We start from the raw sequence: 26,619 nt of genomic DNA on the forward strand, positions 1-26,619 counted from the left end.
GACAATGGATGTTCGCCACTTTGCCTTTCTGGCCCGCCAACCTTCCGCTGCGCTGAAGCCGCGCGATTCGTTCCTTGGCTTGCCCAAGCGCGGCCTGGTGCTGATCCTGGCCAACGCGCTGTTCTGGCAGCCCTTGCTGGCCCAGGCCGAAGGCATTGTGGTCAGTAACCCGGCCACCAGCGTCGGCCAGGCCGGCAATGGCGTGCCCGTGGTGAACATCGCCACGCCCAATGGCGCAGGCTTGTCCCATAACCAATTCAAGGACTACAACGTCGGCCCCAACGGCGTCATCCTCAACAACGCCACCGGCGCGGTGCAAAACACCCAGCTGGGCGGCTACATCGTCGGTAACCCGAACCTCAAGGGCGGCGCGGCGAACGTCATCCTCAACGAAGTCAACGGCGGCAGCCCGAGCCAGTTGCGCGGCTACACCGAAGTGGCGGGGCAGTCGGCCAAAGTCATCGTCGCCAACCCCTATGGCGTCACCTGCAGCGGCTGCGGTTTTATCAACACCCCGAATGTCACGCTGACCACCGGTAAACCGGTGGTCGACGCAAACGGCCAACTGCAGCGTTACCAAGTCGACGGCGGCGCCGTGACTATCGATGGCCAAGGCTTGAACGCCAGCAACGTCGACCGCTTCGAGATCATCACCCGTTCGGCCAAGATCAACGCACAAATCAACGCCCGCGAGCTGGCCGTGGTTGCCGGGCGCAACGACGTCGACGCCCAAAGCCTGAAAGCCACCGCGCGTGCCGACGACGGCAGTGCCAAACCCGAGCTGGCGATTGACTCCTCGGCCCTGGGCGGCATGTATGCCGGCGCGATCAAACTGGTGGGCACCGAGGCCGGCGTGGGCGTGAAGCTCGACGGCACCCTGGCGGCCAGTGGCGGCGATATCCAGCTCGATGCCAATGGGCATTTGAGCCTGGCGCAGGCCGCCGCCAGCGGCGCCGTCAACGTCAAAGCCGCAAGCCTCGACGCCAAGGGGCCGGTGTATGCCGGCACCACCCTGGACGTACAAACCCAAGGCGATCTCACTAACCGTCAAAGCCTGGCCGCCCGCGACCGCATCGCGCTGTCCAGCGGCGGCACCTTGACCAATGGCGACATCATCGAAGCGGGCGTCAACGCCGATAACACCCGCAACGCAACGGGCGATGTGAGCCTGAGCGGCAAGACCGTCAACAACACCGGCACCAGTGTCATCGCCAGCCGCACCTTGAACGTGAATGCCCAAACCCTGAACAACCAGGGCGGCACCCTGAGTGCCAAACAGCACACCCAGATCACCGCCGCCACGCTCGACAACCAGAACAAAGGCCGCATTCTCAGCAATGCCGGCATGACCCTCACGGCTGATCACCTGCAGAACAGCCAAGGTGGGCTGGTCACCAGCAATGGCGCGCTGACTGCATCCGTCGGTGATGTGCAAAACCAGGGCGGTGAAGTCTCCAGCCTGGACACCGCAACGCTGACGGTCGCGACCCTCGATAACGTTGCGGGGCTGGTCACGGCCGGCAAGACGCTGAGCCTGAATATCGGTGCACTCAACAACCAGAACGGGCTGATCACCAGCCAAGGCAACGTCGCCCTCAGCGGGAACAGCCTGGATAACCGCCAGAAAGGTCTGGTCGCGGGTATCGGTGGTGTGCAGTTGAATGTCGTCAATATCTACAACCGCAACGGCGAACTGTCCAGCCGCGCAGGCGTGCAGGTCACCGGCACGCAACTGGATAACAGCGATGGCGGGCTGGTCATTACCGGCGGTGGCGGTGCCGGCCTGAATGTCGATCAGTTGCTCAACGGCAACCAGGGCCTGATCAGCAGCGAAGGGCCGCTGAGCGTCACGGCGCGCACCCTGGACAACAACGGCGGCACGCTGTCCAGCGCCGGCCCGCTGACCCTCAACGCGCTTGGCGCGGTAAGCAACCAGGGCGGGCGCCTGGTGACCGACGCCAGCCTGATCCTCAACAGCGCGAGTCTCGACAACAGCCAAAAAGGCACTCTGAGCGCTCGCCAGGCCGCGCAGATCGGCACCGCCGACCTGAACAACCAGCAAGGCGGCCAGATCACCAGCGCCCAAGCGCTGACCCTGGACCTCAACCGTGGCCAGTTCAACAACCAGGGCGGGCTGATCAACGCGCCGCTGTTGATGCTCAACAACCTCAAGGATGTGCAGAACCAAGGCGGAGAGCTCTCCAGCAGCCAAGCGTTCACACTTACCGCCGACAACCTGGACAACAGCGGCGGCAAGCTGCTGAGCAACACTGCGCTGACCTTGCGCATCGGCCAGGCCCTGGCGAACGTCAAAGGCATGATTGCCGCAGCGTCGGTCGACGCTCACGCCGCCAGCCTCGACAACAGTGGCGGCACGCTCACCAGCCGTGGTGACACCCTGCTCAACATTGATGGCCGCCTGACCAATCGCGACCAGGGCCTGCTCAATGCGGGCACTACTCTGACGCTGAACAGCGCCGCGCTGGACAACCAGGCCGGCTCACTGCTGGGCAGTGCGATTGCCTTGGACTTCGGCAGCGCCACCGGCGACCTGAACAACAGCGGCGGCCTGATCACCACCGCCGGCAACCTGAGCATCAATCATCTGCGCGACCTGACCAACCAGGGCGGCGAACTATCCAGCGCGCAAACCCTGAACCTCAGCGGCCGCACGTTGAACAACAGCAACGGCAAGCTGATCAGCAATAACCTGCTGGTGCTCAATGCCGACAACCTGATCAACCAGAATGGCCTGATGTCCGGCTGGCAGGGCCTGAACGTCAGTGGCGCGAACCTCGACAACCGCAACAGCGGCACCTTGTCGAGCCGTTACGGCGACCTGAATGCCACCTTGACCGCCGGCCTGCTAAATAGCGGGGCCGGTGCGCTGGTCAGCCAGAAAACACTGACCGTGAGCGTCGGCGAACTGGACAACAGCAATAAGGGCGTACTCTCCAGCGCTGCCGGCCAGAACCTCACTGTAGGTGGGTTGTTGAACAACACCCAGGGCGGCGTGATCGACAGCGGCGCAGCCCTGAACCTGAATGCGCAAAACCTGGATAACAGTGCCGGCAGCATCACTGGCGGCACCGCCACCACCCTCGACTTGCTGGCGACTCTGACCAACGCCAATGGCAAGTTGGCCAGCGGTGGCCCGCTGCTGATCCGCCGTGCCGCGCAGGTCAACAACCAGGGCGGCCAGATCGCCAGCCAAGGTCTGTTGACCCTGCTGACCGGCGGCCTGGATAACCGTAACCGTGGCACGCTGGCCGCTAACGACCGCTTGAGCGTCACCGCCAGCGGCCTGGTGCAGAACGGCAACGACGGTTTGATCTACAGCCAGAACGCTGACCTCAAGCTCAGCGCCAACCGGCTGGACAACGCCCAAGGCGCCGTGCAAAGCCAGACCGGCCTGACCCTCGACGTGGCCGACGCCATCGACAATCAGAGCGGCAAACTGATCGCCCAGACCGGCGACCTGAATGTCAACGCCGCTAGCCTCGACAGCCGTGGCGGCACCCTCGCCAGCCTCAAGGCCCTGCTCCAGACCCGCATCGTTGGCGTGCTGCGCAACGGCTATGACCTCAACAACAATCGCCAGGGTGGCGTGATGCAGGGGCAAACCTTGGACCTGCAAGCCGGCGCTGTGGACAACTATGGCGGGCGCATTTCTGCTCAGGGCGGCAACGGCCTGGTCACCACCGGTAATTTCGACAACCGCAACGGCGGGCTCTATGCCAAGGGCCTGATGCGCGTGGTCGGGCATGACTTCGATAACAGCGGCGACAACGACGGCCAGATTGCCGGCCAACAGATCGACCTGGATCTGAGTGGCGCACTCAACAACCGCCTGGGCATCATCGAAAGCGAATCCACCCTCAAGGTGCGCGCCGCCAGCCTCGACAACCAGACCGGGCGCCTGCGTGCACTGGGCACAACGGGCACTACCGAATTCGCCATCGGTGGGCTGTTCGACAACCGCAACGGTGTGCTTGAAACCGCCAACACCAACCTGACCCTCACCGCCGGCAGCTTCCAGAACCTGGGCGGCAACGTACTGCACGTGGGCACCGGCAACTTCGGCATTGCCCCCGCCAACCTCAACGACGTGGGCGGCAGCCTGGTCACGCGGGGTGACCTGACCGTCAGCCAAGGCAAATGGACCAACAGCAGTGTGATCCAGGCCGGGCAACTGACGGTCAACGTTGACACCCTCGACCAGACCGCCACCGGCCAACTGCTCGGCGCCCGACGCTTCATTGGCAGCGGCGCCAACTGGAATACTCAGGGCCTGATCGCCAGCGACGGCACGATCGACCTGACCTTGAGCGGCGCGCTTAACAGCACCGGCCGCATCAGCAGCCTGGGCAACCTGCACCTGAGCGCGGCACAGGCGACCCTGAGTGACACTGCAAGCATTGCCGGCGGCGGCATCACCACCGCCGACATCACTGGCACGCTCAACAACCGCGGGCGCATGACCGCCGCCACCGACCTGGTGCTCAACGCGGGCACGCTCAACAACTACGCGACCCTCGGCAGTGGCCAACGACTGGTCGCCACCACCGGCGCCTTGCTCAACGACCACGGCCTGATCTTCAGCGGCGGCGACATGAGCCTGCGCGTCGACGCGTTGAACAACAGCTACGCCGACCTCTACAGCATGGGCAACCTGAGCGTCGATCGCGACGGCAAGGGCAGCTTGGCCGACAGCATCATCAATAGCTCGTCGAGCATACAGAGTGATGGTGACCTGAGTCTGGCCGCGGCAGTGATGCGAAACGAGCGCGCGGTGCTGACAACCAACGACGGCGGCATCTATACCGCTTCGATCACCGAAATGCCCTGCCGACGTGGCGCCGAGTACGCTGGCGACTGCGAAGGCCCGAAGGTCAACCACTTGTGGGAGGTTGTGCAGCGCGACAAGCTCGAAGTACTCCAGGCCAGTGCGGCATCGCTCATCAGTGCGGGAAAAAACATCACCCTTACCGGCGGCCAGTTGCTTAATTCAAGCAGCAGCATCGGCGCTGCCGGTATGATTAACATCACGGTCAAGAACTTGACCAACACCGGCATCGAGACTGGCGAAACCGAAACCTGGCGCTTGTTCCGCTCCAAGCGCACCCGCGACGCGAGTGACTGGTATGCGTTGGCGGCAGACTTCAACCGCAAGTACTCGGTTGGCGGCGCCGCCTACAACCCCAATGATCTGGGTGGCCTGGAAGCAGCCATGGCCGCTTTCATCGGCACCACTGAACGGGAAAGCGTCTCGCTGCGCCGCGTCACCAAAATTGCTACGGGCGACCAACGTTACGCCGGTATCATCCAAGCCGGCGGCGCGGCCAGTGTAATAACCCAGAACAATATCGATAACACTGTGGTACGTCCGGGCTATACCTATGTGGGTGCGGGCGCCAAAACCGCGACAGATGCCACGGGCGCCAGTGGCGCCGCCGGTTACTCGACCCGCGTCACCCTCAACCAGCAACTGCCGCCTGACCTGGCCCAACAGCAGATCAACCCTTTGAGCCTGCCCGGCTTCACCTTGCCCAGCGGGCAGGGCGGACTGTTCCGCCTCAGTGGCGAAAGCGCCAGCGCACCAGCCAACACCGGCCCGCAAGGTTGGACCCTGGGTGGCGGCAGCGTAGACCGAGCAGCGGTTTCCGGCCCGGTCGTACCTGGCAGCGGCACCTCGGCCGACGGCGTGGTGATCAACCGCGTGCAAGGCCTGCCCGACAGCCAGTTTGTCTCCAACCCACAGAAATACCTGATCGAAACCAACCCACTGCTGACCAACCTCAGCCAGTTTTTAAGCTCCGACTACATGCTGTCCAAACTGGGCTTCGACCCGGACCAGACGCAGAAACGCCTGGGCGACGGGCTGTATGAACAACGGTTGATCCAGCAAGCGGTGATCGCCCGCACCGGCCAGCGCTTCATCGATGGCCAGACCAGCGACGCCTCGATGTTCAAGTACCTGATGGACAACGCCATCGGCAGCAAGCAGGCGCTCAACCTGGCGGTAGGCGTGAGCCTCACCGCCGAGCAAGTCGCGGCCCTGACCCACGACATCGTGTGGATGGAAAACGCCACCGTCGCCGGCCAGCAAGTGCTGGTGCCCGTGCTCTACCTGGCCCAGGCCAACAACCGCCTGGCGCCCAACGGTGCACTGATCTCCGGTAGCGACCTGAGCCTGGTCAGCGGCGCCGACCTCAACAACGTCGGCACCCTGCGCGCCACCAACAACCTCGCCGCCAGCGCTGGGCGCAACATGGTCAACAGCGGCCTGGTGCAAGCCGGCAACCGCCTCGACCTGCTGGCCGGCAACAACCTCACCAACCGCGCCGGCGGCCTTATCGCCGGGCGCGACGTCAGCGTCAGCGCGGTAAATGGCGATGTGCTCAACGAGCGCACCGTCACCAGCCACCAGAGCAGCAGCGGCTACCGCACCGAGCGCACCGACTTCGTCGACAACGCCGCCCGCATCGAAGCCGCTAATAGCCTGACCCTGCAAGCCGGGCGTGACGTCAACAGCACCGGCGGCACCCTCAAAAGCGGCGCCGATACACGGATCCAGGCCGGGCGTGACGTTAACCTGGCCACTGCCGAACAGCGTAAAGCCAACATCGTCAGCACCTACTCGCGCAGCAGCGACGTGGTCCAGTACGCCACCGTGGTAGAGGCGGGGCGCGACTTCCAGATCGTAGCGGCACGGGACATCAGCGCCATTGGCAGCCAGGCGAACGCCACGCGTGATCTGGCGCTGGTGGCTAAGGGCAATGTGAACCTGGCGTCGGCGGCGAATGAACAGCATTCGGCGTTTAATTCGAAGAAGGTCACCAGTGTTGAAGACCATGTTCAGCAGGTATCGACCGTGCTCAAGGCTGGCGGTGACGCCACCCTGAGCGCCGGGCAGAACCTGCAACTGGTGGCCAGCCAAGTGAATGCGGGCAAAGAAGCCTACCTGGTTGCGGGTAACGACCTGGCGCTGAAGGCGGCTGAAAATCAGGACTACAGCTTCTACAGCAAGACCAAGAAGACCTCGTCCGGGAAGAAATTCCGCCTGGATGAGACATCCGCCGTCAACAATGTTGGCAGCCTGGTCAGCGCGGGCACCAACAGCAACATTGTGGCGGGTGCAAACCTGTTGCTGGCCGGCAGTGCCGTCACTGCCGATAAAGGCGCAGCGCAACTGGTCGCGGGCCAGGACGTAAGCATTCTCGCGGTCACCAACTCCGACAGCGCCCGTCATGAACGCAAAGAAAGCAAGAGCAGTTGGGGCGGGTTCAAGTCGAGTAAGGTCGAGGACAAGGTCGACGAGAAGCGCACTACGGCCGTGGGCAGTATGGTGTCTGGCGATACTGTCACTGTCGCCGCCAAGCGCGACGCCATCGTTACGGGGTCATCCCTGGTAAGTACTGGCAACCTCGCCGTAGAGGCCGGTCGCGACCTGACCATTGATGCGGCGAAGAACACCTTTTCCCGTGTCGACATGCACAAGGAAAAGAACCGCGACCTCACGGGCGTGTTGACCGGCAATAAGCTGGGGCTGGATGACATCACCGGCAATCAACACCTTTCTATCAGCAGCCAGAAACACAACGGTACTGCCGATGAGATGACCTTGACCGGTAGCACAGTAGGGTCTAGTGCAGGCAATGTATCGCTGACGGCTGGCCGAGAGTTGACCGTGGTGGCAAGTGATTTGGTGAGTACCAAGAGCATGGCGCTCACAGGTGGCAACGTCACTATCACTTCCGGTACCGAAACGTCGAACCAGACCAGCAAGGACAGCGCCAAAAGCCTGGCGGTTGGCCGTGTGATCGGCGGCATGTTGGTCGATACGGTCAACAGCATTCGCGACGATGTTCGGGCGGCAAAAAATGCCGATGACAGCCGCTTGAAAGCAGTCAAAGGCGCTCAAGCATTGCTTTCGGCTTACAACGCCACGAGTGGCGATGACGGCGCTGCCAACGAGTCGGACGGCAAGCCCGCCAACAGCGGGGGCTCGGTAATCAAAATCGGCACCGAGTTGGCCTCTACTCGCAAGAAAAGCACCAGTGAATACCACGCTGAAACCGCCAAGCAATCCACGCTTAACGGTGGCGGCGGACTGGCGATCATTGCCACTGGGGATGCGGCCAATACGCAAGGCAACCTCCATGTCATCGGCAGCAGTATCAAAGCCGCAGATACGCTCTTGCTAGCGAAAAACAACATCACGCTGGAGAGCGCGCAGGACCGAAAAAACTGGGACAACCAGAACAGCAATAACAAAACGAGCATCGGCGCCAGCTTCAACATTGGTGACCAGAACGGTTTCACCCTCGATCTTGGCGCAAAAATGGCCAAGGGCATGGGCACCGGGCATGAGTTGACCCAGGTCAATACCACCCTAGACACCGGTTCGCTGGTACTTAAAAGCGGGCAGGACACTACGCTGGCCGGCGCCCAGGTACGGGCCGATGTCATCAAGGCCAACATCGGTGGCAACCTGGATATTGCCTCTCGACAGGACGAGGCGAGCCAGAAAAACAAGCAGACCAGTGCCGGTGTCGGCGCCAGCATTTGCGTACCGCCGTTCTGCTGGGGGTCGATGGTTTCTGCCTCGGGCAGCATCGGCGGCAGTAAGATGAATAGCGATTACAAAGCTGTGACTGATCAGAGTGGGCTGTTTGCCGGGAGCGGTGGCTACGACGTCTACGTCGGCAAAAACACCACGTTGCAGGGAGCCGTGATTGCTAGTGAAGCCAGCGCTGATAAAAACATCCTCAGCACTGAACGGTTGATTGTCAGCGATATAAAAAACAAGAGTGATATCAAGAGTCAGGCCGCCAGCCTGAGCCTGTCCTACACCAGCACCAAATGGGACAAGCCGGGAGGTCCGGTCACGCCAGACGACGAGCGTAAGTGGGCGCATACCGAGACTGGCGGTGCGATTCCGCTGCTGCTCAAAGAGTCCGACAGCAGCAAAACCCGCAGTGCGGTGAGCCCTGGCACCATCATCGTTCGCGATGCCGCAGGGACGTACGACGTCATCGGGCTTAATCGTGATACCGCAAACGCCAACCAGCATCTGGACCGCCCGGATGAAAAGGCTATGCAGGAGCGGATCGACCTGATCCAAAGCTCGGCGCAATTGGCGGGCAGCGTGATCAATACGGTCGCCAAAGCCAAGTCGGATGCGGCCAAGGCTCAAGCGAAGAAAGCTGAAGGTGGTACACCTGAGCAAGTGGCCGCCGCCAACCTGGCCTTGGCCGATGCGGCCAGTTGGGGGGTGGGCGGCGATAAACGAATCATGGCGGACATCGCTACAGGCTTGATCGCAGCTGGCTTGGGCGGTACGGGTGCAAGCACCACCATCGGTATTGTTGCGAACACCACGGCCAGCGATACGTTCAGCAAGATTGGTGATTACGCCAACCAAAGAGAGGTTGCGGCGACTAGCTCTTCGGAAAAGGCGGCTTGGGCCGAGGGGGGGGCTGCGCGAGTCTTGCTCCACACCTTGGCAGGCGCTGCCATGGGACTATCGAGTGGCAGTGTGCAGAGCTCCGCGCTCGGTGCGGGCGCTTCTGCCGCCTTGATGCCTATCGTCGCGGACGCGCTGAAAAACACTGTTCACGACCCCCACAACCTAGATGCCATCTCCACGCTGATTGCGGCAGGCGTTGGCGCAGGTGTTGGCTCCGTTGCGGGTGTGGCTGGGGCTGCGGTTGGTGGGAAAAGTGCAGCGAACGTCGATATGTTCAACCGCCAATTGCACCCTGCGGAGGTCATGGCGCTGAAGCAGCAAGTCAGCGCATTGGCCGCCGAGGCCAAAATCACCACAGCCGAGGCTGAGAAGCGCCTGGCCAAGGGGCTCGTGTACTACGTTGATGCTGATTGGAACAAGGTGGTCGCTGCTCATCAGGACCAGCCGGATGCACTGACACTTAAATACCTGGGTATTGCGTTAGCGCCTTTGGGGGACAATTACACTCGTCGCGCTGAGATGGGTGATGTACCGGTTATTGCCGACGCTGGAAGGACTTACACGCCAGACGAAACGGTTCGTTTGCTTCAGGACTATCGACTCAATCTTCCCAGCGAATACAACAACCGGCGTATCAACGAGGAGTACCTGGTCGGGAAATTTGATCCTGTCGTGAGTCAACACGATTTCTATCAGAACAACCTCCGTTATGGTGCATCGCTGGGAGAAACGATAGAAGGTCTGGGAACGGGACTTCCCCAGGGATTGGCTGACGGCGTTGTGAGTACCGGCCAGGGCATCTGGGCGCTCGGCAATGGCCTGATCACTAATTTCCCGGGTGTAAGCTCGCAGATGGCGAATGGGCTAGTGGCCCTGCTATCAGGACGTGGCCAGGAGGCGGATACCGAGAAACAAGCGCAGAGTTTCCTGTATATGCTCCAAGGAAACGAAATTGCCAGTGTCAGGATGGCAGCCAAGAGCTCCACTGAACTCGCATTGGCGATGATTCCCGCAGGTCGAGCGGGTGCGGTTGGAAAAGTAGGGGAGATTGCTAAAGGGGCTGAAGGCGCTGCGGAGGTGGGTGCAAAAGGCGGGTCTTCAGAAACTGTCACTTATTTCAGAGTTGAGGGCGGGGGATCTGGCACTAAGACCAGCCAAAATCGTATTACTGCCAATGAAGATGGGACTATTACCATTAACCCAGGTTGCACAGGGCAACTTTGCGTAAGTGTTGGCAATGCTGATCATTCCACGTACTACTTGACGAACAAACGACCTGATGGTTCCGTAGTGGTTTTTGACATTGATGCTAGCCTTCATAAAGAAATTATGGAAAAAGTAATCCCTCAGCGGCCTGTCGCTGGAATGACGAAGGATCCTAATGCGCCGAAAAGAGTAGACAAAGATCAGCCCGGTTACTCTCTTGAGTTACCTAAAGTTTGGGAGTCGCTTCTCGAAAAGAGCTCGAGTAACGCCCGTATTTATACGCAAGATGAGTTTTTAAAGGAATTCAAGAAATGACGGTGAGTCAGACAGTTTTTGATGATCTTTGGGATGGGGAAAAAAGTGTATGTTTTTTTGTGCATTCTGGAAAATGTTACTGGGTTGTAGATGAGAAATATAATTTTTCTCTTGATGCGGAAAAAGACTACCGTACCTATCTTGAAGATGGTGATATAACCCAAGAGCAATACGAGCAGTCATGTAAGATTTTTAGAGGTGGTATCCTAAAAATGACGGCGGAAAATTTTCCGCAGTACCTGGATATATCGAGTGAAAAAATACTTTCTCCAAACGATTTAGATAACTTTATAGGGGCAGATCCTGAGGTTTTTGAAAAAATTGAATATTATTTTTTAACCGGTGAGGGTTTGACCCCTGCTCTGTATAAACAGGCCAATATCATTCATTCCAGATTTCCTAGGTTCTACATAAACTTTGACAGGAAAATTTTTATGCACATGGATGATGTGCGCGCTCATGAAAGTCTTGCTTATCCAGATTGGACTGCTGAATGCTTTGATTTTAGCTTTCTGATTCCTGCGAGCGAGCGGTATTGGATAGTGGCGGGTAATGACTATTGGAAACTTCGATTTATATGAATGGGGATAGAGAAGAGAAGCGAAACAGGGGTCAGACCCTGAGGGATCCCCACAAATCTACTCCAAGCTCTGCGCTTGATGGTGCACTTGATCACGCAGGGCTTTTTCCAACATTTCCAAGTCTTCTCGCCCACCAAAATCGGTACAACTGCGCCAATATTCCATGCCTAGCCGCCACAATGACAGTACACGTTTCACCTTGAGGTTGTTGCTTTGATAGCGCCGTTCCAAATCACGTTCTCGCGCCTTAAGCCCGGTTAAAAAGAGGAGATAGTTGGCGAGGGCAGCAATCAACAGCAGCGCCTCTATTCGCTTTGGGCACCTGCTTCGATGCAGATTCAAACCCAACCCCAAGTGTTCACTTTTCACATCTCGGAAGCCTTCTTCAGTCTGCATACGCCGCTTATAAATTGCCACGATTTTTGCTGAATTCCACTCGCTTTGCTTCAGATTGCTTGCAAGCAACCACGGCTCTCGCTCTCGACTGGCGGACTGCCGGCTAAGCTTGCTTTTGGCAATTGACCCAGTGACTCGTTGATGTTTACGGCCCTTGGCAGAGTGGCGAACGCAGTACAAATCAATGAAGTGAGGCGCGCTGCGGGTCATCTCGACTCGACCCAGCGACTTGGGCGATGAGGTGGCCAGAGCATACAAATTCTTCACGGGTAACCATTCACTTTCTTCGCGACGATAAAGCTCACGATTACGTATGCGAGCCACGTAATACCAGCCTTGCGCGGCTACAACCTTCATCCATGGTCGCCGGAAGCCTGCATCAGTTACCAAGATTGGGATACAGCCATCAGGCAGCAATTCAGCCAGCGTTTTAATCAGGCGGCTTTGATACTTGTGGCAGCCTTCTCGCTCATGAACACTTTCATAAATAGGAAATGAACGACCTGCCAGCGGGATTGCGGCTCTCAACAAAAAAGCGCAACCAGGGGCATCAATTCGAGACCAATCGACCAAGATCAGCGGATGCTTCAATGAGCCCAGCAACGCTCGTAGCATCACCCAGTAGTACAACGGGCGCTCTAATCTCAGATGCTGATTTCCCAGCAATCGGTCGACGCGCTTGATGGCATGTTTGGGATAGGCCTGACCCGGCATGGAGCGCCCGAGGCCAGTCAGTGTTAGGCGACGGCCCTGCAGTAACGAACTGACACAACTCATCAGCGTTGTCAGGCGGCGAGAATGGATTGAGGGGAGTGCTTGAGCGAGTGCTCTGTGTAAAAATCGGATGGCCTGCATGGTTCGGGATCTTAGTTTTGTGTGGTGCAAACCAAGTTGCCGATCCATGCAGGTCTCTTCAATATTCCAACTTCTTGATTTTCGGTAAGAAAAATCGGGGATCCCTCAGGGTCTGACCCCTATTATCCCCGAAGCCTGGAAAAATCGAGCAGTTACAGAAACTGCAAAATAACACTATGCTCAACCCGGATCGTAAAGAAGTCATACTTTTTGCTCCGAACGTGGTTAAACCGCAGCAGATCAAAGCTTATGAAAATATAGGGGTTAAAGTTATTAATAGCGTCGACGAACTGTTTGAGTATGGTGCTAGAAAAGGAGGGTTGTAGTTGTGAGTGACTCAGCATTAATTATATCGGATGTGGAAATTGATGAAGGCGCGTTTGCTGATTTTCTCCGCTCTATAGGTGGAGTAGTTAGCGCCGGGAAACGTAATCGCGGAATGTTGAGCAGGGGTGACGCAGCTTTGTATGTTTCATTGCTCGCCACCGAAAAATTCATAGAGTTTTATGAGTTGCAAGATATTCTCGATTGGGAGAGTTTGTTAGGTGCCACTCCGAGGGCAATGGTTGAAATACAGTTGGGGCACTCGAAAGGTTCGATGGAAATGTACTTATGGCTGGCGTACGAGTTTGGTAAGAAATGGAATTGTGTTGTTGATGATGTTAGTTCGGTGACTATTAAGTATTCTGAGGTTTGTGAAAGATATAGAAGTTCGATTGTGGAATAGCAAGCGTGGAATAGTGGTCTGCCCCCTCTTTTCTTGGCTGGCTTTTCCCTGTTTTCATATGAGGTCGTGTTTTTTTTGAGTTTTTGATCCCAGCAGGGCCACCCCAGTCCCGCTGTCGCCAAGGAAAAATCCTTTATGAAGAAAGTTGCTTTCATCCTCGCAGCCCTGGCTCTTGCGGGCTGCCACTCCACTGCCCGCGACTCGTCGCCTAGCCTGTTGAAAGATGGCGTGCAGTTGCAGCAGAACAAAGTCGTGGCCGATGCCGAGCACGCGAAGGTGATCATGCGCGCCACCGGTTTTACCTACCCCGTGCAGTTTTCTGTGCGCCGTGGCGGCGATGTCGATCAGCGGCCGGAGATCCTAGGCACGGTGGTGGATTCGGGACGGGGCAAGGTGTTCGGCTGGATTGCCAAGATGAGTGAGGTGGCCAACAGTGCCGCGGTCAAGCGCTTCCCGCAGTTGGAAGTACTGGCTGATCAGGGGCAGACAATCGAGGTGCTGGGCGAGTCGCGGGTGTATGACTCGAATTACTACCGATACGCCGAAAAGATTGTCTACGCCTGCGGCCCGATGAGCTCGGCGTTCAAGCCCCAGAAGCAGAAGGTTTACTTGGTGGAGTTCGTGATCGTCGGCGCGGGCTGTGAGCAGCATGTGTATGACATCACCGACCCCGCACAGCGTATTCTCGTCCCCGCGCCCTAAACGCAAACCGTGTAGAACGGAATAGGGGTCAGACCCTGAGGGATGGGGGGCAGGCCACCTTGGCAACGAAATTTAGGTATTCAATAAATCACCCGTAACCGCTTGATATATGAGCCTAGGAGTCATCTTGAAGATCCTTTTGCTGGCCCTTTTTTCTGCTCTATTACTGAGTGGCTGCGGCTCTGCACGCTATGAAAAACCTATCCCCTACGACCAGGCCACCACTGCACGCATCCGTCTTTTTGGGAATAACGGTTTGCCTGTCGCCATCAACCCCGGACAAGACTGCGCGTCGAGTAAAGAACCTCTTTTTGCCTACGGTGATACCGTTGCGGATAAGGTCAACTCCACCTTGGGGCAACACACCAAGCGAAGTGTCGGAATGCCCGCTTCCTGGAGGAGCGAGCATCTGAGCTATGGCGAGTCTTATGCCGAGTTTGTGATCCCTGCGGGTGTGCCGTCTGTGGTCGTGATGAAGATGGTTGCCGCCGAGGCGTCTTGTGTGCCAGATGCACGTGTATTTGTTCCTGAAGCGGGTAAAGATTATGAGGCGTACCTACAGAGGCAAGACTGGCAGTGCGGTGGCGTGATTCGACTGCTCTCTGGTCTGGAGACGCCTGGTGCTATCGCACACGTTCCGTCGAATAGTTGTGGGAGAAAATAAAGGTAATTGGCGGTTTGGGCCGGCAGCTGCAACGCAGCGCCAAGGTTGTATAGGCGACAGGCCACTTTTACTGCCCAAGCGTGGCCCGCACCTACTTACTGCCTCACCGTTAACAGGGCAACTCGTCAGCCACCCTGTCACGGTCAGTTGGCGCTGTTGAGCCTGCGGCTGATGACATCCAGCAAATCACACCCATCGCGCAGCGGAATGGCCAACAATTGGGCGAAGTCTTGAAGCACCACAGCATCGCTGCTGAGTTGTTCTCGGAAGGCCAGGTTTTCCAGCAGTTGGGTGACGGCGCGAATCCGGCACACGGCGGCGTCGTGGAGGACATCGAGGGGCGCACGGGTGTCAATGAGTAGAGCAGGGACGGTGGAATCATGACCCGTGAGAGGCATGTATTGGTTCATTTTCAGTACTCTGTTAGTGGATTGAGCCACCACTCATTCGTCGCCAAACGAATGGGTGGCAGCTGTACGCAGGTTGGCGAACCGGCAACAGAGTAAACCGGCAGACCCGAAGGTCTCCCGCGTACAGCCGCCATAAAATGCACAGCTTTACGGGTGCAAAAACACCTGCATAGAAGCGGATTGCTTTTGCACTCTGTTGTCAGGTCGCCAAACCTGATCGCCATTTGGGCGACGGCCGGACTATAAGCCCCTCACCCAAACCCACGCAAGGCATCAAAGTCCCGACTCAAGTCCGTCTAGCCCCACTGACTTCAACGCCTCCCGACCTCTGCACACGGGTACAACGCAAATCCCCAGTAGTTTAGGGAATCTTCCTACCGCACAAGGAACCATTTCCTACAAAGCCGGGTCTTTACCCCGCCCACCCGCAACCGGTCGGGCTGCATGGACTGCAGCGTTTTAATTACATTAAGGATTAATGTGAACCTCGCTCCCCCATTCCCTCTTCTGCCACCACCGGCTGCGGTGCGTTTGCTCGCGCCTGCGTTTCAGGAAGGCGCCTGGGGGCATGCATACGGATCAAGTGATCCTTCGCTTAGCACACCTACGGCCGCCGGGCGTATTGGCGGCTTTGACTGTAGTTCATGGAGTTTGAAATGAAGCGTAAGCCGTTCCAGAAAACCCTGTTGGCCCTGATGGTCAGCGCCGGTGCCGCGCATGTTGCTGCGGTGGAGTTCGATGTCAGCACCGGCCAGAACAAATGGAAAGGGCAGGTGTTCAACGAACCGGTCACTTTGGTCGGTTCACGTAACGTGGTGGCTACGCAGCGTTACGTCGATGGGGCCAGTGTTGCCGAGACGGATATTCAGGGCTCGCTGACCAATCGCGCCGATTACACAATCGATGGCAGCGGCCTGAACATCCGCGGGTTTGTGGTGGATGGCGCGCTGGACTCTGACCTCCGGGCCCGAGGCGGTAATATCACGGGCGATGTGCTACAGGCCGGTACGATCCGGTTGACCAACCAGACCTGGGCCGAAGGGTTTGAGGTGGGGCCCGCAACCATCGGCGGCAGTGTGATCAACTCGGGCAATATCATCACCGTCGACGTACCGGGTTCCGGTCCGAATAGCGACGGTGAAGGCATTTACCTCAACGGCACCACCGTAGGCGGCGATGTCGTCAACTCCGGCCTGGTGGACGTGACGTCCTACTACGGCTACGGCTTGATCCTGGACACCCATAACAATATGCCGGTGACCATCGGCGGCAAGATTCTCAACTCGGGGACTATTCGCGTCACGGGTGAAGAGGCGTTGGGCATTGAGGTGGAAACCGATACCAGTGACCTGCGCATTGAAAACAGCGGGTTGGTGACGGTCAATGGTGGCCTTGCCCGAGCGGTGCGATTCGACTCCGGTACTTATGATTATCTGCTCAACAGCGGCACGATCGAAGCCAATGGCGCCAGCGCGGTCGCTGTCAATCTGCGCGGTGCCACCTTCACCCAAAACCCACAGGCGGGCGCACGAGGCATTATCAACCGTGGCCTGATCAAGGCTGACAGCACAGCGATCCTGGTCGACGCGCCGTACCAAACCTCGCCGTTCGAAATCAACCAGCAAGCGGGCGAAATTCGCAGCAACTCCGGCACCGCCATCGATGCCGCCTACCTCGCCACGCTGAACTGGACCGGTGGCCAAATCACCGGCGACCTGCTTAACCTGAATGCTGTGAATATCGGAGGCCAAGCTGATTTCACCGGCAAGCGCATCATCGCGTCGGTCTCGATCAACTCCGGCTCGCTGAACCTTTCGGCGCCCGGTACCACGCTCACCGGTAACCTCAACGTCGCCAGTGGTGCGGGTATCGACATGCGCCTGGCCGACAGCGTAGTGCCGACCACGCCGTACCTGACCGTCAACGGTGCAGCGAATTTTGCCCAGGCTTCGAAGCTGACCGTTAGCGCCAAACCGGGCGACTTCGCCAGCACCAACAGCGGCACGCAGTACACCCTGTTGCAAGCCACCAGCCTGCAAAACAACGGCCTGTCTGTGGCCAGTTCGTCATCGCTGCTGAACGTCCTGAGCTACTCGGCCGACGCGCAAACGGTCAAGGCCGTGGTGGCGGTCAAAGGCAACCAGCAAGTGCAGCAGGAACTCGCGGCGGTGGGCGCCAGCGCCGCGTCAGCGACCGCGGTGAACACCTTCAAGAACGACGTGCTGAGCGGTCTCAATCAGAACGACGCGGTGTTCCAGGCCCTGGCTAACGCCGGCACGGCGCAGCAGCTTGCTCAGGTGAGTGAACAGCTCAAGCCAGACGTCAACCGTGGTGCCCTGGATGTGGCGTTGTCGGGCCAGACTGTCGTCAACAGCGCGATCTTCAACCGCCTCACTGGCCAGCGCGACAGCCATCAAACCGGCGGCGTGTGGGTGCAGGGCCTGAGCAGCAACATGGATCAGGACGGGCGCGGCGGCAACAACGGCTATTCGGCCAACAGCAGCGGCATGGCCGTGGGCGTGGACGGTCGGGTGAATGAAACGACCACCTTGGGCGTGGCCTACAGCTACCTCAATTCCAACATCCATTCGGACCTTGGCAACAAGACCGACGTCGAAGGCCATGCGCTGTCGCTGTATGGCAACTGGGCGCTGCAGAACTGGTTCGTGGACGGCAGCCTCAGCTACGGCCATAACGACAACGACAGTAAACGCCATATCGCCGGCACCACGGCCAAGGGCAGCTACGACAGCAATGTGTTGTCGGCCAGCGTGATCAGCGGCTACAGCTTCAAACCGTCCCAGGCCGTGGTGATCGAGCCACGGGTGGCCGCGCGTTACTCCAACGTGCGCATGGATGGCTATACCGAGAAAGGTTCCTCGGCGGCCCTGAGCACTTCGTCGCAGCGTTATGAAGTGGGCGAGTTGGGTGCGGGCGTGCGCCTGGCCGGCAACTTGCCGATGGGCGCGGGCAACCTGCAGCCGGAAGCAACCTTGATGGCCTACCACGACCTGATGGGCGACCGCGTGGCGCAGACCTCCAGCTTCGTGACTGGCGGTTCGGCGTTCACCGTGACCGGCGCGTCGGTGGCGCGTGACAGCTATGAAGCCAGTGTGGGCGTGAACTACCAGGTGTCGGACTTCACGCTCGGCGCCAGCTACACCCGCCAGGCGCGCAGTGGTTTCGATGCCGACGGCGTGATGCTCAAGGCGCGCTACGCGTTCTAAGGCATACGGCAAAAAAGTGTGGGAGGGGGCTTGCTCCCGATAGCAGTGAACGAGTCAATGATGTGTTGACTGACTCACCGCTATCGGGGGCAAGCCCCCTCCCACATTTGGTTTGTGTGAAGCCGGAACGTTTGGGTCAGAACAACTTGCGCTGCACGGCCTCATCCAGCGTGCTGCGCGTCAACGCGTCCACCACATCGCGGGTGTTCGCCTGGAACGGAATACCCACGATCAGCACCAAGTGCATCCAGGTGCGTACCGACTCGCTCTTCTTGACCCGGCCCAATTCCTTGCCGTCTTTGTCTTTGAACACCGTTTCCAGGGTGAAGGTGTTCTTCGCTGTGGACGGAATGATGAAGAAGGTCGCACCGGTAATGATCGCCGAGGCCATGCTGAACTGTTCGTTGTTGTACAAAGTAGCGTCGGCGTAGATGTCCGAATCGACCTTATCGGTGCTCACCCGTGCAAAGCGGTTGGACTGGCGAAAGCCATCGGCCACTGCCTTTTCCCACAGGGCTGCGGGAGCGCCGGCAGCCGCGTTGGCGGGGCCGCCGTTAGTCTGGAAGAGTGCCGTGGTGCGCAGGTAGGCGCTGGGTTTCTGCGCAGGCGCGTTGGCGGTCGGCGGCCAGGTTTGAACCGGCGGCAGTTCATGTTGCGAGTAAGACACGCAGCCCGTCAGCAAGACTGCCGCGAGTACCAGGCCGAGCTTGATCAATCCTTTCATGGGGGCTTCCTGCAGTTATGGTTTGGCCAGTTTTGCGGTGGCGGTGTCGAGCAGTTGCGCGACCAGTTCGTTCAGTTGCTTGGCGCCCATGGTCGGGGCCCAGTATTCGCGACCGTAAAGGCCCACGTTGCGCTCGAACTTGACCTCTTGTTTGCTGCTGGCCAGCTCCTTGCCGTCACGGTCGACGATCGTCAGGTCGCCGGCCAGGTCGAAGGTGTCGACGTAGATCGGGCCGTTGACCCAGATCCAGATGGTCAGCGTCAGCAATGCGCCGGGCACATACCCTGGGTGCACGCCGCGATGGCCTTTGAGGGAGGTCATGTTGAATTTGAGCGATACATCCTGCTCACCCAGGCGCACCGGGTATTCGGTGACCTGCTTGAAATAACCGGCCGTGCGCACATACTCGTTGAGCTGTAGCGTCAAGGAGTGGCTGATAGCGGTTTTGTTGGCATCGTTGACACCGACGGCGTTGACCGTCACATCAGCGATTTGCGCACTGCGCGGGCTGCTGACGGAAGCCGGGTGCAGCGGGGCGCCAATCGGGCCGGTGACGGTGTAGGACACACAGCCAGTCATCGACAGAACGGCGATCAGGGCCGCAGCCCGCATGAGGATTTTCAACACGCAATATCCCTATAAATGAATAAACCAGGCCAGTGTCTCGACCGATTGGGCGTGAACTTGAGGGGCTTGGATGATTGAGGCGTCAGGTGCCGTACCGTTTCGCGTACGTCAGATTCATGCGTCTGCGGCGATTGCTGGCAGGATGATGGCTTGATGATATCATGCGCATGGCGTGTCTTTAAGCCCTGCCGTTTCAAACACTGCACATTTATGACTGGTGCATGCGGATTAACCCGAACCCTTATTAACTTGCGTCTGACCTTGTGAACGGATCATTCACTCACGAGGTTCAGCCCATGTCCCATCCTCCGCTCTTCTTGCGTCCTACCGCCCAAGGTTTTGCCGTTACCATGCTGGTAGCGCTGGCCGGCTGTGGGGGCCCGTCGTCCACCCAAGTGGCCACGCCGGATGAGTCGGCGCCCATTTCCGAGTTGCAAAGCGTGGCGCCCCAAGGGGCTTTGGCGAAAGCCGCGATTGCGCCCGCACCGATGACTGCGCGCTTGCAGATGCCGGAATCAGCGGCGGTGGACTATCGCAGCGAACCCCGCGAGCAATACGAAAACCTGCCGCAGAACCCGGTGCATCGCGTCGCCGAAACTCCGGTCTCCACCTTCAGCGTGGATGTCGATACCGGCAGCTACGCCAACGTACGACGCTTCCTCAACCAAGGCCGCCTGCCGCCCGAAGGCGCCGTGCGATTGGAGGAAATGCTCAATTACTTCCCCTACAGCTACGCACTGCCCACCGACGGCTCGCCCTTTGGTGTGACCACCGAAGTCGCTGCCACGCCGTGGAACCCGCATACCCAGCTGCTGCGCATTGGCATCAAGGCGTCCGATAAAGCCGTGGCGGAACTGGCGCCCGCCAACTTGGTGTTCCTGGTGGATGTGTCCGGCTCCATGGACCGCCGCGAAGGGTTACCGTTGGTGAAAAGCACGCTGAAATTGCTGGTGGATCAGTTGCGCGAGCAAGACCGCGTGTCGCTGGTGGTCTACGCCGGTGAATCCCGCGTGGTGCTCCAGCCGACGTCGGGTCGTGACAAGGTGAAGATCCGCAACGCCATCGATCAGCTCACCGCCGGCGGCTCCACGGCCGGTGCTTCCGGTATTGAAATGGCCTACCAGATGGCCCGCGAAGGTTTTATCGACAAGGGCATCAACCGCATCCTGCTGGCCACCGACGGCGACTTCAACGTGGGCGTCAGCGACTTCGACAGCCTCAAGCAAATGGCGGTCGAGCAGCGTAAAAGCGGCGTATCACTCACTACCCTCGGCTTCGGTGTAGACAACTACAACGAACACCTGATGGAGCAACTGGCCGACGCGGGCGACGGTAACTATGCGTACATCGACAACCTGCGCGAAGCGCGCAAAGTGTTGGTCGAACAACTCAGTTCGACCCTGGCCGTGGTAGCACGGGATGTGAAATTGCAGGTGGAATTCAACCCCGCCCAGGTCAGCGAATACCGCCTGCTGGGCTATGAAAACCGCACCCTCAAGCGTGAGGATTTCAACAACGACAAGGTCGATGCCGGTGAAATTGGCGCAGGGCACACGGTGACCGCGCTGTACGAAATCGTCCCCAAGGGCGAGAAGGGCTGGCTGGAGCCGTTGCGATACGCCGCTGCGCCTGCGGCCGACGGTCAGTCCACCGAGCTGGCGATGTTACGGGTGCGCTACAAGCCCGCTGCGGGCGGCAACAGCCAGTTGATCGAACGCCCTATCGCCAACCAGCCCACCCCGGCCAGCGACGACCTGCGCTTCTCGGCTGCCGTGGCCGCTTTCGCCCAACAGCTCAAGGGCGATGGCCGCTACACTGGCAGCATGAGTTTGCAGGACACCGCCAAACTGGCCCGCTCGGCTCGCGGCGATGACCCGTTCGGCCTACGCAATGAGTTCGTGCAACTGGTGGAGTTGGCCCAGAACCTCAAACCCTGATCTCGACCCCGTCCAAATCTGGGCGGCATGCCCTAACCTGTAGTGAGCGGGCTTGCCCCGCGCTGGGTGGCGCAGCCGCCCTAACAGGGACGCCGAGGTATTTCAGGAGGACCGAGGTGCCTGGGTTTGGGGCGGCTACGCCACCCGGCGCGGGGCAAGCCCGCTCACTACAGGTGATGTGTTCTGCAACTGGCGTACCGTTAGACCCGCTTCGATTGACAGAAAGGAGTTCGCCCACCCCATGGCCGTTTCACACGACTCACCCAGCGACGAATCGCTGCTGGCCCGTTACCGCGCCGGTGATGCCGCCGCCTTTGAAGGGCTCTATGCGCGGCACCGCCAGGGCCTGTACCGCTTTCTCCTATCCCTGAGCAACAAGGCTGAACTGGCTGAAGAAATCTATCAGGACACCTGGCTCAGCCTGATCCGCAGCACCACCCAACCCCAGGGCCGGGCAAGTTTTCGTACGTGGTTGTTTCAGATCGCCCGTAACCGCCTGATCGACCATTGGCGCAAGCACGGCATCCACAACCCGTTGCACGACAGTTACGATGAACAACTGCACGCCCAGGCCGACGACAGCGCCGGCCCCGAGCAGCAACTAAGCCTGAGCCGCGACCAGGCGCGGCTCGACGCCGCGTTGCAAGACCTGCCCGAAGACCAGCGCGAAGTCTTCCTGCTGCGCCTGCACGGCGACCTTGAAGTGCCGCAAATTGCCGCCCTCACCGGCGCCCCGCTGGAAACCGTAAAAAGCCGCCTGCGTTACGCCCAGCAGAAACTGCGCCGCCTGCTGGCCGAGGAGATACCTGTATGACCGACTCCCGACAGACCCCGGATTCCGACGACCTGCTGATCCAGCATGTGCGTCAACACAGCATTGGCGAGCCGCCTGCGTCGCTGGATGCCTTCATCCTGGCCACCGCGCGCCGCGAGGTGCCTGCGCCCAAGCTCAGCCTGTGGCAGCGCTGGAGCCGTGCCTGCCGTCAGCCGCGTTGGCAAATGGCGTTCGCCACGGTTGCCGGCGTGGCATTGATGCTCGGCGTGGTGATGCGTACCACCGAGCTCGACCTCGATACACAGGGGCCACAGGGCCCACAGGGGCGCCTGGCGGCGCCGGCGGCGCTGTCTGCGCCTGCGCCTATGAGTGCACCGCCCCAGGCCGAGTCTTACAGTGCCCCGCAGCGAAGTGAGGCGTTGCCCCAAGGCAAACTGGCCAAACGAACCGCGCCGCAGCCGCTGGAGCAGGGGCTGCTGGAAGTATTGCGCTTGCGTGCGGCAGGGGACGAAGCGGCTGCGACGGCAAAACTGGCCGAGTTGAAGCAACGCTTTCCCTCGCAAAATATCGAGGAGCAGCTAAAGGCATTGCAGTCTCGATGAGCCTGTGGCGATGGCATCTTCCGCGGCCATCGCCAGCCTCTGGGCAACGGGTCATAAGCATATGAATTTATAATTAGTCGCGGCGCTTACAATTGCTGCTAGTTTAATCAGCGAAAGACGTCATTGTTCCTGCTGGCCAACAGAGCGGGTCATGTTTCATAGGATGAAAAGTTGCATGCGGACTTCAAGGGATTAAAGTCTTCTCAGCATTCGCTACATGGCCACTGGGAAATCGCTCTACCTGTTGAAAGTCCATTCAATTGGATTGATAAACGGTGCCTTACATGACGGCTACGCTAAATGACTCGCTGGCAAACACGGTGGTCTCTGAGATTCAACAACCCCTGGATATTTTCGAGCGTAAAGAATCCAACGTACGCTCTTATTGCCGGGACTTTACCGACACTTTCCATACCGCTGAAGGCTCGACCCTGACCAGTGAACAGGGTCAGGTATTCATCGATTTTTTCAGTGGAGCCGGTGCCCTGAACTACGGGCATAACAACAAGGTGTTAAAGGCTGCGCTGCTGGAGTACATCGCCGACAATGGCATCACCCATGGCCTGGACTTCAAGACCACGGCCAAAAAGGCCTTCCTGACCGCGTTCGAGGAGCACATCCTGGCGCCGCGCAACCTGCGTTACAAGGTGCAGTTTCCTGGGCCAACCGGCACCAACGCGGTGGAGGCGGCCATCAAGCTGGCGCGCAAGTACACCGGGCGCCAGAACGTCGTGGCGTTCACCAACGCGTTCCATGGCATGTCCCTGGGCAGCCTCGCCTTGACCAGCAACCCACGCAAGCGCGCCGGGGCCGGGGTCACCCTGAACAACGTGACGTTCATGCCTTACGACCAGTATTTCGGCGACAACGTGGACACTTCGCACTACCTGGCCAACATGTTGCGCAGCGGCAGTGGTATCGACAAGCCGGCGGCGATCGTGCTGGAAACCGTGCAGGGCGAGGGCGGAGTGAACAGTGCCTCGGCCGCATGGGTGCAGGCTGTACAGCGCATCGCGCAGGCCCACGACATCCTGCTGATCATCGATGACATCCAGGCCGGTTGCGGCCGTACCGGTGACTTTTTCAGCTTTGAAGCCCTGGGGGTCACGCCGGATATCGTGACCTTGTCGAAATCCATCAGTGGCTACGGCTTGCCCATGGCCCTGGTGTTGCTCGCGCCGCATCTGGACGTGTGGGAGCCGGGCGAGCACAACGGTACGTTCCGGGGCAACAACCTGGCCTTCGTCACGGGCAAAGCGGTGATCGAGCACTACTGGGGCGACACCGGTTTTACCCAAGCGTTGAAAGCCAAGGCCGACTTCCTGCAAGCGTCGCTGGCGGCGCTTTCCCAACACTTCGCCGCCAAGGCGCCCAACCGTCTCAAGGGGCGTGGTTTCTTCAGGGGGCTCGAGTTTGAAGACAAGAGCCTGGCGCAACGAATCGCGGCCAAGGCCTACCTGCGTGGGTTGATCATTGAGACGTCGGGCATTGACGATCAGGTGCTCAAATTCCTCCCGGCGCTGACTATCACCCCGGCGCAGATTACCCAGGGCCTGCAGATACTGGAGCAAGCTTTCGCCGAGGTAACCGCGCCATGAGCCAAGCGATTGTTACCCGACATGCGTCCCTGGATGACGCGCAGGCCATCGCGCCGCTGCTGGACAAATACCGTGAGTTCTATGGTGAGGCCCCCGACTTGTCGCGGTCACTGGCCTTTATCCAGCAACGGTTCTTTTTGGGCGAGTCGATCATTATCGTGGCCGAGATAGATAACGAAGTGATCGGTTTTACCCAACTCTTCCCGAGTTTTTCCAGTGTCACGCTGGAGCGTCTCTGGATATTGAATGACTTATATGTAGAAGCTTCCAAGCGCAGTGCGGGAGTTGGGTTGGCCTTGTTGACGGCGGCGCGCAACTTTGCGCTGAGCACTCATGCCAAACAGTTGTTTATTGAAGGCGCCGAAGATAATCCACGGGCCAGAAACTTATATACGCGCTTTGGCTTTATCGAGAACACGGCCTACCACTATTACCATCTTCCACTCGCCCGCGCCCAAGGATAGGAGCTTTCCATGTCAGAGACTATTTACGATATCGTCGGGATCGGCTTCGGCCCCTCAAACCTGGCGCTGGCCATCGCGCTCGAAGAAGCCACCTCACCCTTGACCTACCGCTTCCTGGACGCCAAGCAGGCTCCGGACTGGCAGGATGAGATGTTGCTCAGCGGCTCGGATATCCAGAACAACCCCCTGCGGGATCTGGTGACACCCCGCAACCCACGCAGCCGCTATGGCTTCGTCAATTACCTGAAAGAAACCGGCCGCCTGTTCGACTACCTCAACTTGCCGCTGACCTATCCGCTGCGGCGCGAGTACGCCGAATACATCAAGTGGGTGGCCGGGCATTTTCTGGGCAGTGTCGAATCATCGGCGTTCGCCCGGCGCGTCGAGCCGCTGAACGTCAAAGGCGAGCCCGTGTGGAAGGTCACCTACAATGATCAGCGGGTCATCTACGGGCGCAGCCTGGTGCTGGGCACTGGGCGCACGGCGAACATTCCGGCGGTGTTCGATGGCCTGCCTGGCCCGCAGGTGTTCCACCTTAACCATTACCTGGAACGTATTCATGCCTTGCCGCCGACTGCGCAACGCATCGGCGTGGTGGGCTCCAGCCAGAGCGCGGTGGAAATTGTGCTCGACCTGACCGCCAGGTTTCCGGACAAGGACATCTATTCGTTGCACCGCAGCTTCAGCTTCCGCCTCAAGGACACCAGTCCGTTCAGCGACAAGGTGTATTTTCCGGAGTTCATCGACTATTACTTCAACCTGCCGCCCGAGGCCAAGGCACGGGTGGACAAGCAGCTGCGCGGGACGAACTACAGCTCGGCCGATGAGGATGTGATCAATGCGCTGTATGTGCGCATCCATGAAGAAAAACTGCAGGGCAAACAGCGCATCCACATTCTCAACAATGTTGCCATCGAGCAGGCGTCCATAAGCGCCTCCGGGCAGGTGGAACTGGCGCTCAAGGAGGTCAACCAGCTCACGCACTCGACCCTGGCACTGGACGCCGTGGTGCTCGCCACCGGCTTCAAGGACATCGCCGCCAAGGAAAACGGCGAGCTCTACCCACCGCTGTTGGCGCCTTATCACCGACGGTTTCGCACCGACACCCAGGGTGCGCTGGTGGTCAACCGCGATTACAGCCTGACCGCACTGGACGACTTGCCCGCCGTGTATCTCAACGGGCTGTGCGAAAGCTCCCACGGCCTGGGGGATGCCGGCTCGTTCAGCCTGATCTCCCTGCGGGTCGAGCACATCCTGGCGGCCCTGGAGGAGACGCTGGCGTTGACCGAGGCACCGGCACAAGCGCTGGCTTGATCCAACCCGGCAGCAGCCGTTGC

The 26,619-nt window shown here is 59.2% G+C and carries 16 protein-coding genes; 12 read left to right on the plus strand and 4 right to left on the minus strand.

Annotated elements, in window-relative coordinates:
• The first annotated feature begins 4 nt into the window (after nt 1–4).
• Together DK870_RS00220 and DK870_RS00225 are read left to right on the plus strand one after the other, a co-directional pair.
• The gene (locus DK870_RS00220; protein WP_161547600.1) at nt 5–10,993 is read left to right on the plus strand and encodes a hemagglutinin repeat-containing protein; all 10,989 of its coding nucleotides are present in this window, start codon (nt 5–7) and stop codon (nt 10,991–10,993) included.
• Nucleotides 10,990–11,574 carry a hypothetical protein gene (locus DK870_RS00225; RefSeq protein ID WP_161547602.1) on the plus strand — a complete coding sequence of 195 codons (585 nt, stop codon included), beginning with the start codon at nt 10,990–10,992 and terminating at the stop codon, nt 11,572–11,574. Before DK870_RS00220 ends, DK870_RS00225 begins: the two co-directional genes overlap by 4 nt.
• A 57-nt stretch (nt 11,575–11,631) precedes the next feature.
• Here the strand turns inward: DK870_RS00225 and DK870_RS00230 are convergent, their stop codons facing one another.
• The gene (locus tag DK870_RS00230) at nt 11,632–12,825 is read right to left on the minus strand and encodes an IS4 family transposase (protein ID WP_161547834.1); all 1,194 of its coding nucleotides are present in this window, start codon (nt 12,823–12,825) and stop codon (nt 11,632–11,634) included.
• A 328-nt stretch (nt 12,826–13,153) separates the two neighbouring features.
• Here DK870_RS00230 and DK870_RS00235 point away from each other — a divergent pair, with 328 nt between their 5' ends.
• The 3 genes from DK870_RS00235 to DK870_RS00245 all read left to right on the plus strand — a co-directional run bounded on the left by DK870_RS00235 (nt 13,154) and on the right by DK870_RS00245 (nt 14,918).
• Nucleotides 13,154–13,552, plus strand: a complete 399-nt coding sequence (locus tag DK870_RS00235) for a hypothetical protein (RefSeq protein WP_161547604.1) — start codon at nt 13,154–13,156, stop codon at nt 13,550–13,552.
• A 135-nt stretch (nt 13,553–13,687) separates the two neighbouring features.
• Complete coding sequence (locus DK870_RS00240; protein ID WP_161547607.1) at nt 13,688–14,254, plus strand: hypothetical protein; 567 nt, start codon at nt 13,688–13,690, stop codon at nt 14,252–14,254.
• Nucleotides 14,255–14,381: 127 nt separating this feature from the next.
• Nucleotides 14,382–14,918, plus strand: a complete 537-nt coding sequence (locus tag DK870_RS00245; RefSeq protein ID WP_161547610.1) for a hypothetical protein — start codon at nt 14,382–14,384, stop codon at nt 14,916–14,918.
• Nucleotides 14,919–15,061: 143 nt separating this feature from the next.
• Here the strand turns inward: DK870_RS00245 and DK870_RS00250 are convergent, their stop codons facing one another.
• Nucleotides 15,062–15,316, minus strand: coding sequence for a hypothetical protein (locus DK870_RS00250; protein ID WP_161547612.1), 255 nt, complete (start codon nt 15,314–15,316; stop codon nt 15,062–15,064).
• Between the two features lie 668 nt (nt 15,317–15,984).
• Here DK870_RS00250 and DK870_RS00255 point away from each other — a divergent pair.
• Nucleotides 15,985–18,555 (plus strand): autotransporter outer membrane beta-barrel domain-containing protein, encoded by a 2,571-nt coding sequence (locus DK870_RS00255; RefSeq protein ID WP_161547615.1) that lies wholly within the window; start codon nt 15,985–15,987, stop codon nt 18,553–18,555.
• A 136-nt stretch (nt 18,556–18,691) separates the two neighbouring features.
• Here DK870_RS00255 and DK870_RS00260 read toward each other — a convergent pair whose 3' ends face one another.
• Nucleotides 18,692–19,279, minus strand: coding sequence for a hypothetical protein (locus DK870_RS00260; protein ID WP_104995159.1), 588 nt, complete (start codon nt 19,277–19,279; stop codon nt 18,692–18,694).
• Between the two features lie 15 nt (nt 19,280–19,294).
• Nucleotides 19,295–19,906, minus strand: coding sequence for a hypothetical protein (locus DK870_RS00265; RefSeq protein WP_060755517.1), 612 nt, complete (start codon nt 19,904–19,906; stop codon nt 19,295–19,297).
• A 296-nt stretch (nt 19,907–20,202) separates the two neighbouring features.
• Here DK870_RS00265 and DK870_RS00270 point away from each other — a divergent pair, with 296 nt between their 5' ends.
• From DK870_RS00270 to DK870_RS00295, 6 genes are all read left to right on the plus strand, one after another.
• Nucleotides 20,203–21,843 carry a VWA domain-containing protein gene (locus DK870_RS00270; protein WP_161547617.1) on the plus strand — a complete coding sequence of 547 codons (1,641 nt, stop codon included), beginning with the start codon at nt 20,203–20,205 and terminating at the stop codon, nt 21,841–21,843.
• Nucleotides 21,844–22,084: 241 nt separating this feature from the next.
• On the plus strand, nt 22,085–22,657 hold the full coding sequence (locus DK870_RS00275; RefSeq protein WP_161547620.1) for an RNA polymerase sigma factor: 573 nt from the start codon (nt 22,085–22,087) through the stop codon (nt 22,655–22,657).
• Nucleotides 22,654–23,220, plus strand: coding sequence for a hypothetical protein (locus tag DK870_RS00280; protein ID WP_161547622.1), 567 nt, complete (start codon nt 22,654–22,656; stop codon nt 23,218–23,220). Before DK870_RS00275 ends, DK870_RS00280 begins: the two co-directional genes overlap by 4 nt.
• A gap of 344 nt (nt 23,221–23,564) precedes the next feature.
• The gene (ectB, locus tag DK870_RS00285) at nt 23,565–24,818 is read left to right on the plus strand and encodes a diaminobutyrate--2-oxoglutarate transaminase (RefSeq protein ID WP_218580370.1); all 1,254 of its coding nucleotides are present in this window, start codon (nt 23,565–23,567) and stop codon (nt 24,816–24,818) included.
• Nucleotides 24,815–25,282, plus strand: coding sequence for a GNAT family N-acetyltransferase (locus DK870_RS00290; protein WP_161547626.1), 468 nt, complete (start codon nt 24,815–24,817; stop codon nt 25,280–25,282). The genes ectB and DK870_RS00290 overlap by 4 nt, the downstream gene beginning before the upstream one ends.
• Nucleotides 25,283–25,291: 9 nt before the next feature.
• A complete protein-coding gene (locus DK870_RS00295; protein WP_104995164.1) occupies nt 25,292–26,596 on the plus strand; it encodes a SidA/IucD/PvdA family monooxygenase in 1,305 nt (434 codons plus the stop codon).
• Nucleotides 26,597–26,619: the final 23 nt, after the last annotated feature.

Source organism: Pseudomonas sp. Q1, from assembly GCF_009935975.1.
Taxonomy (GTDB): Bacteria; Pseudomonadota; Gammaproteobacteria; order Pseudomonadales; family Pseudomonadaceae; genus Aquipseudomonas; species Aquipseudomonas palleroniana.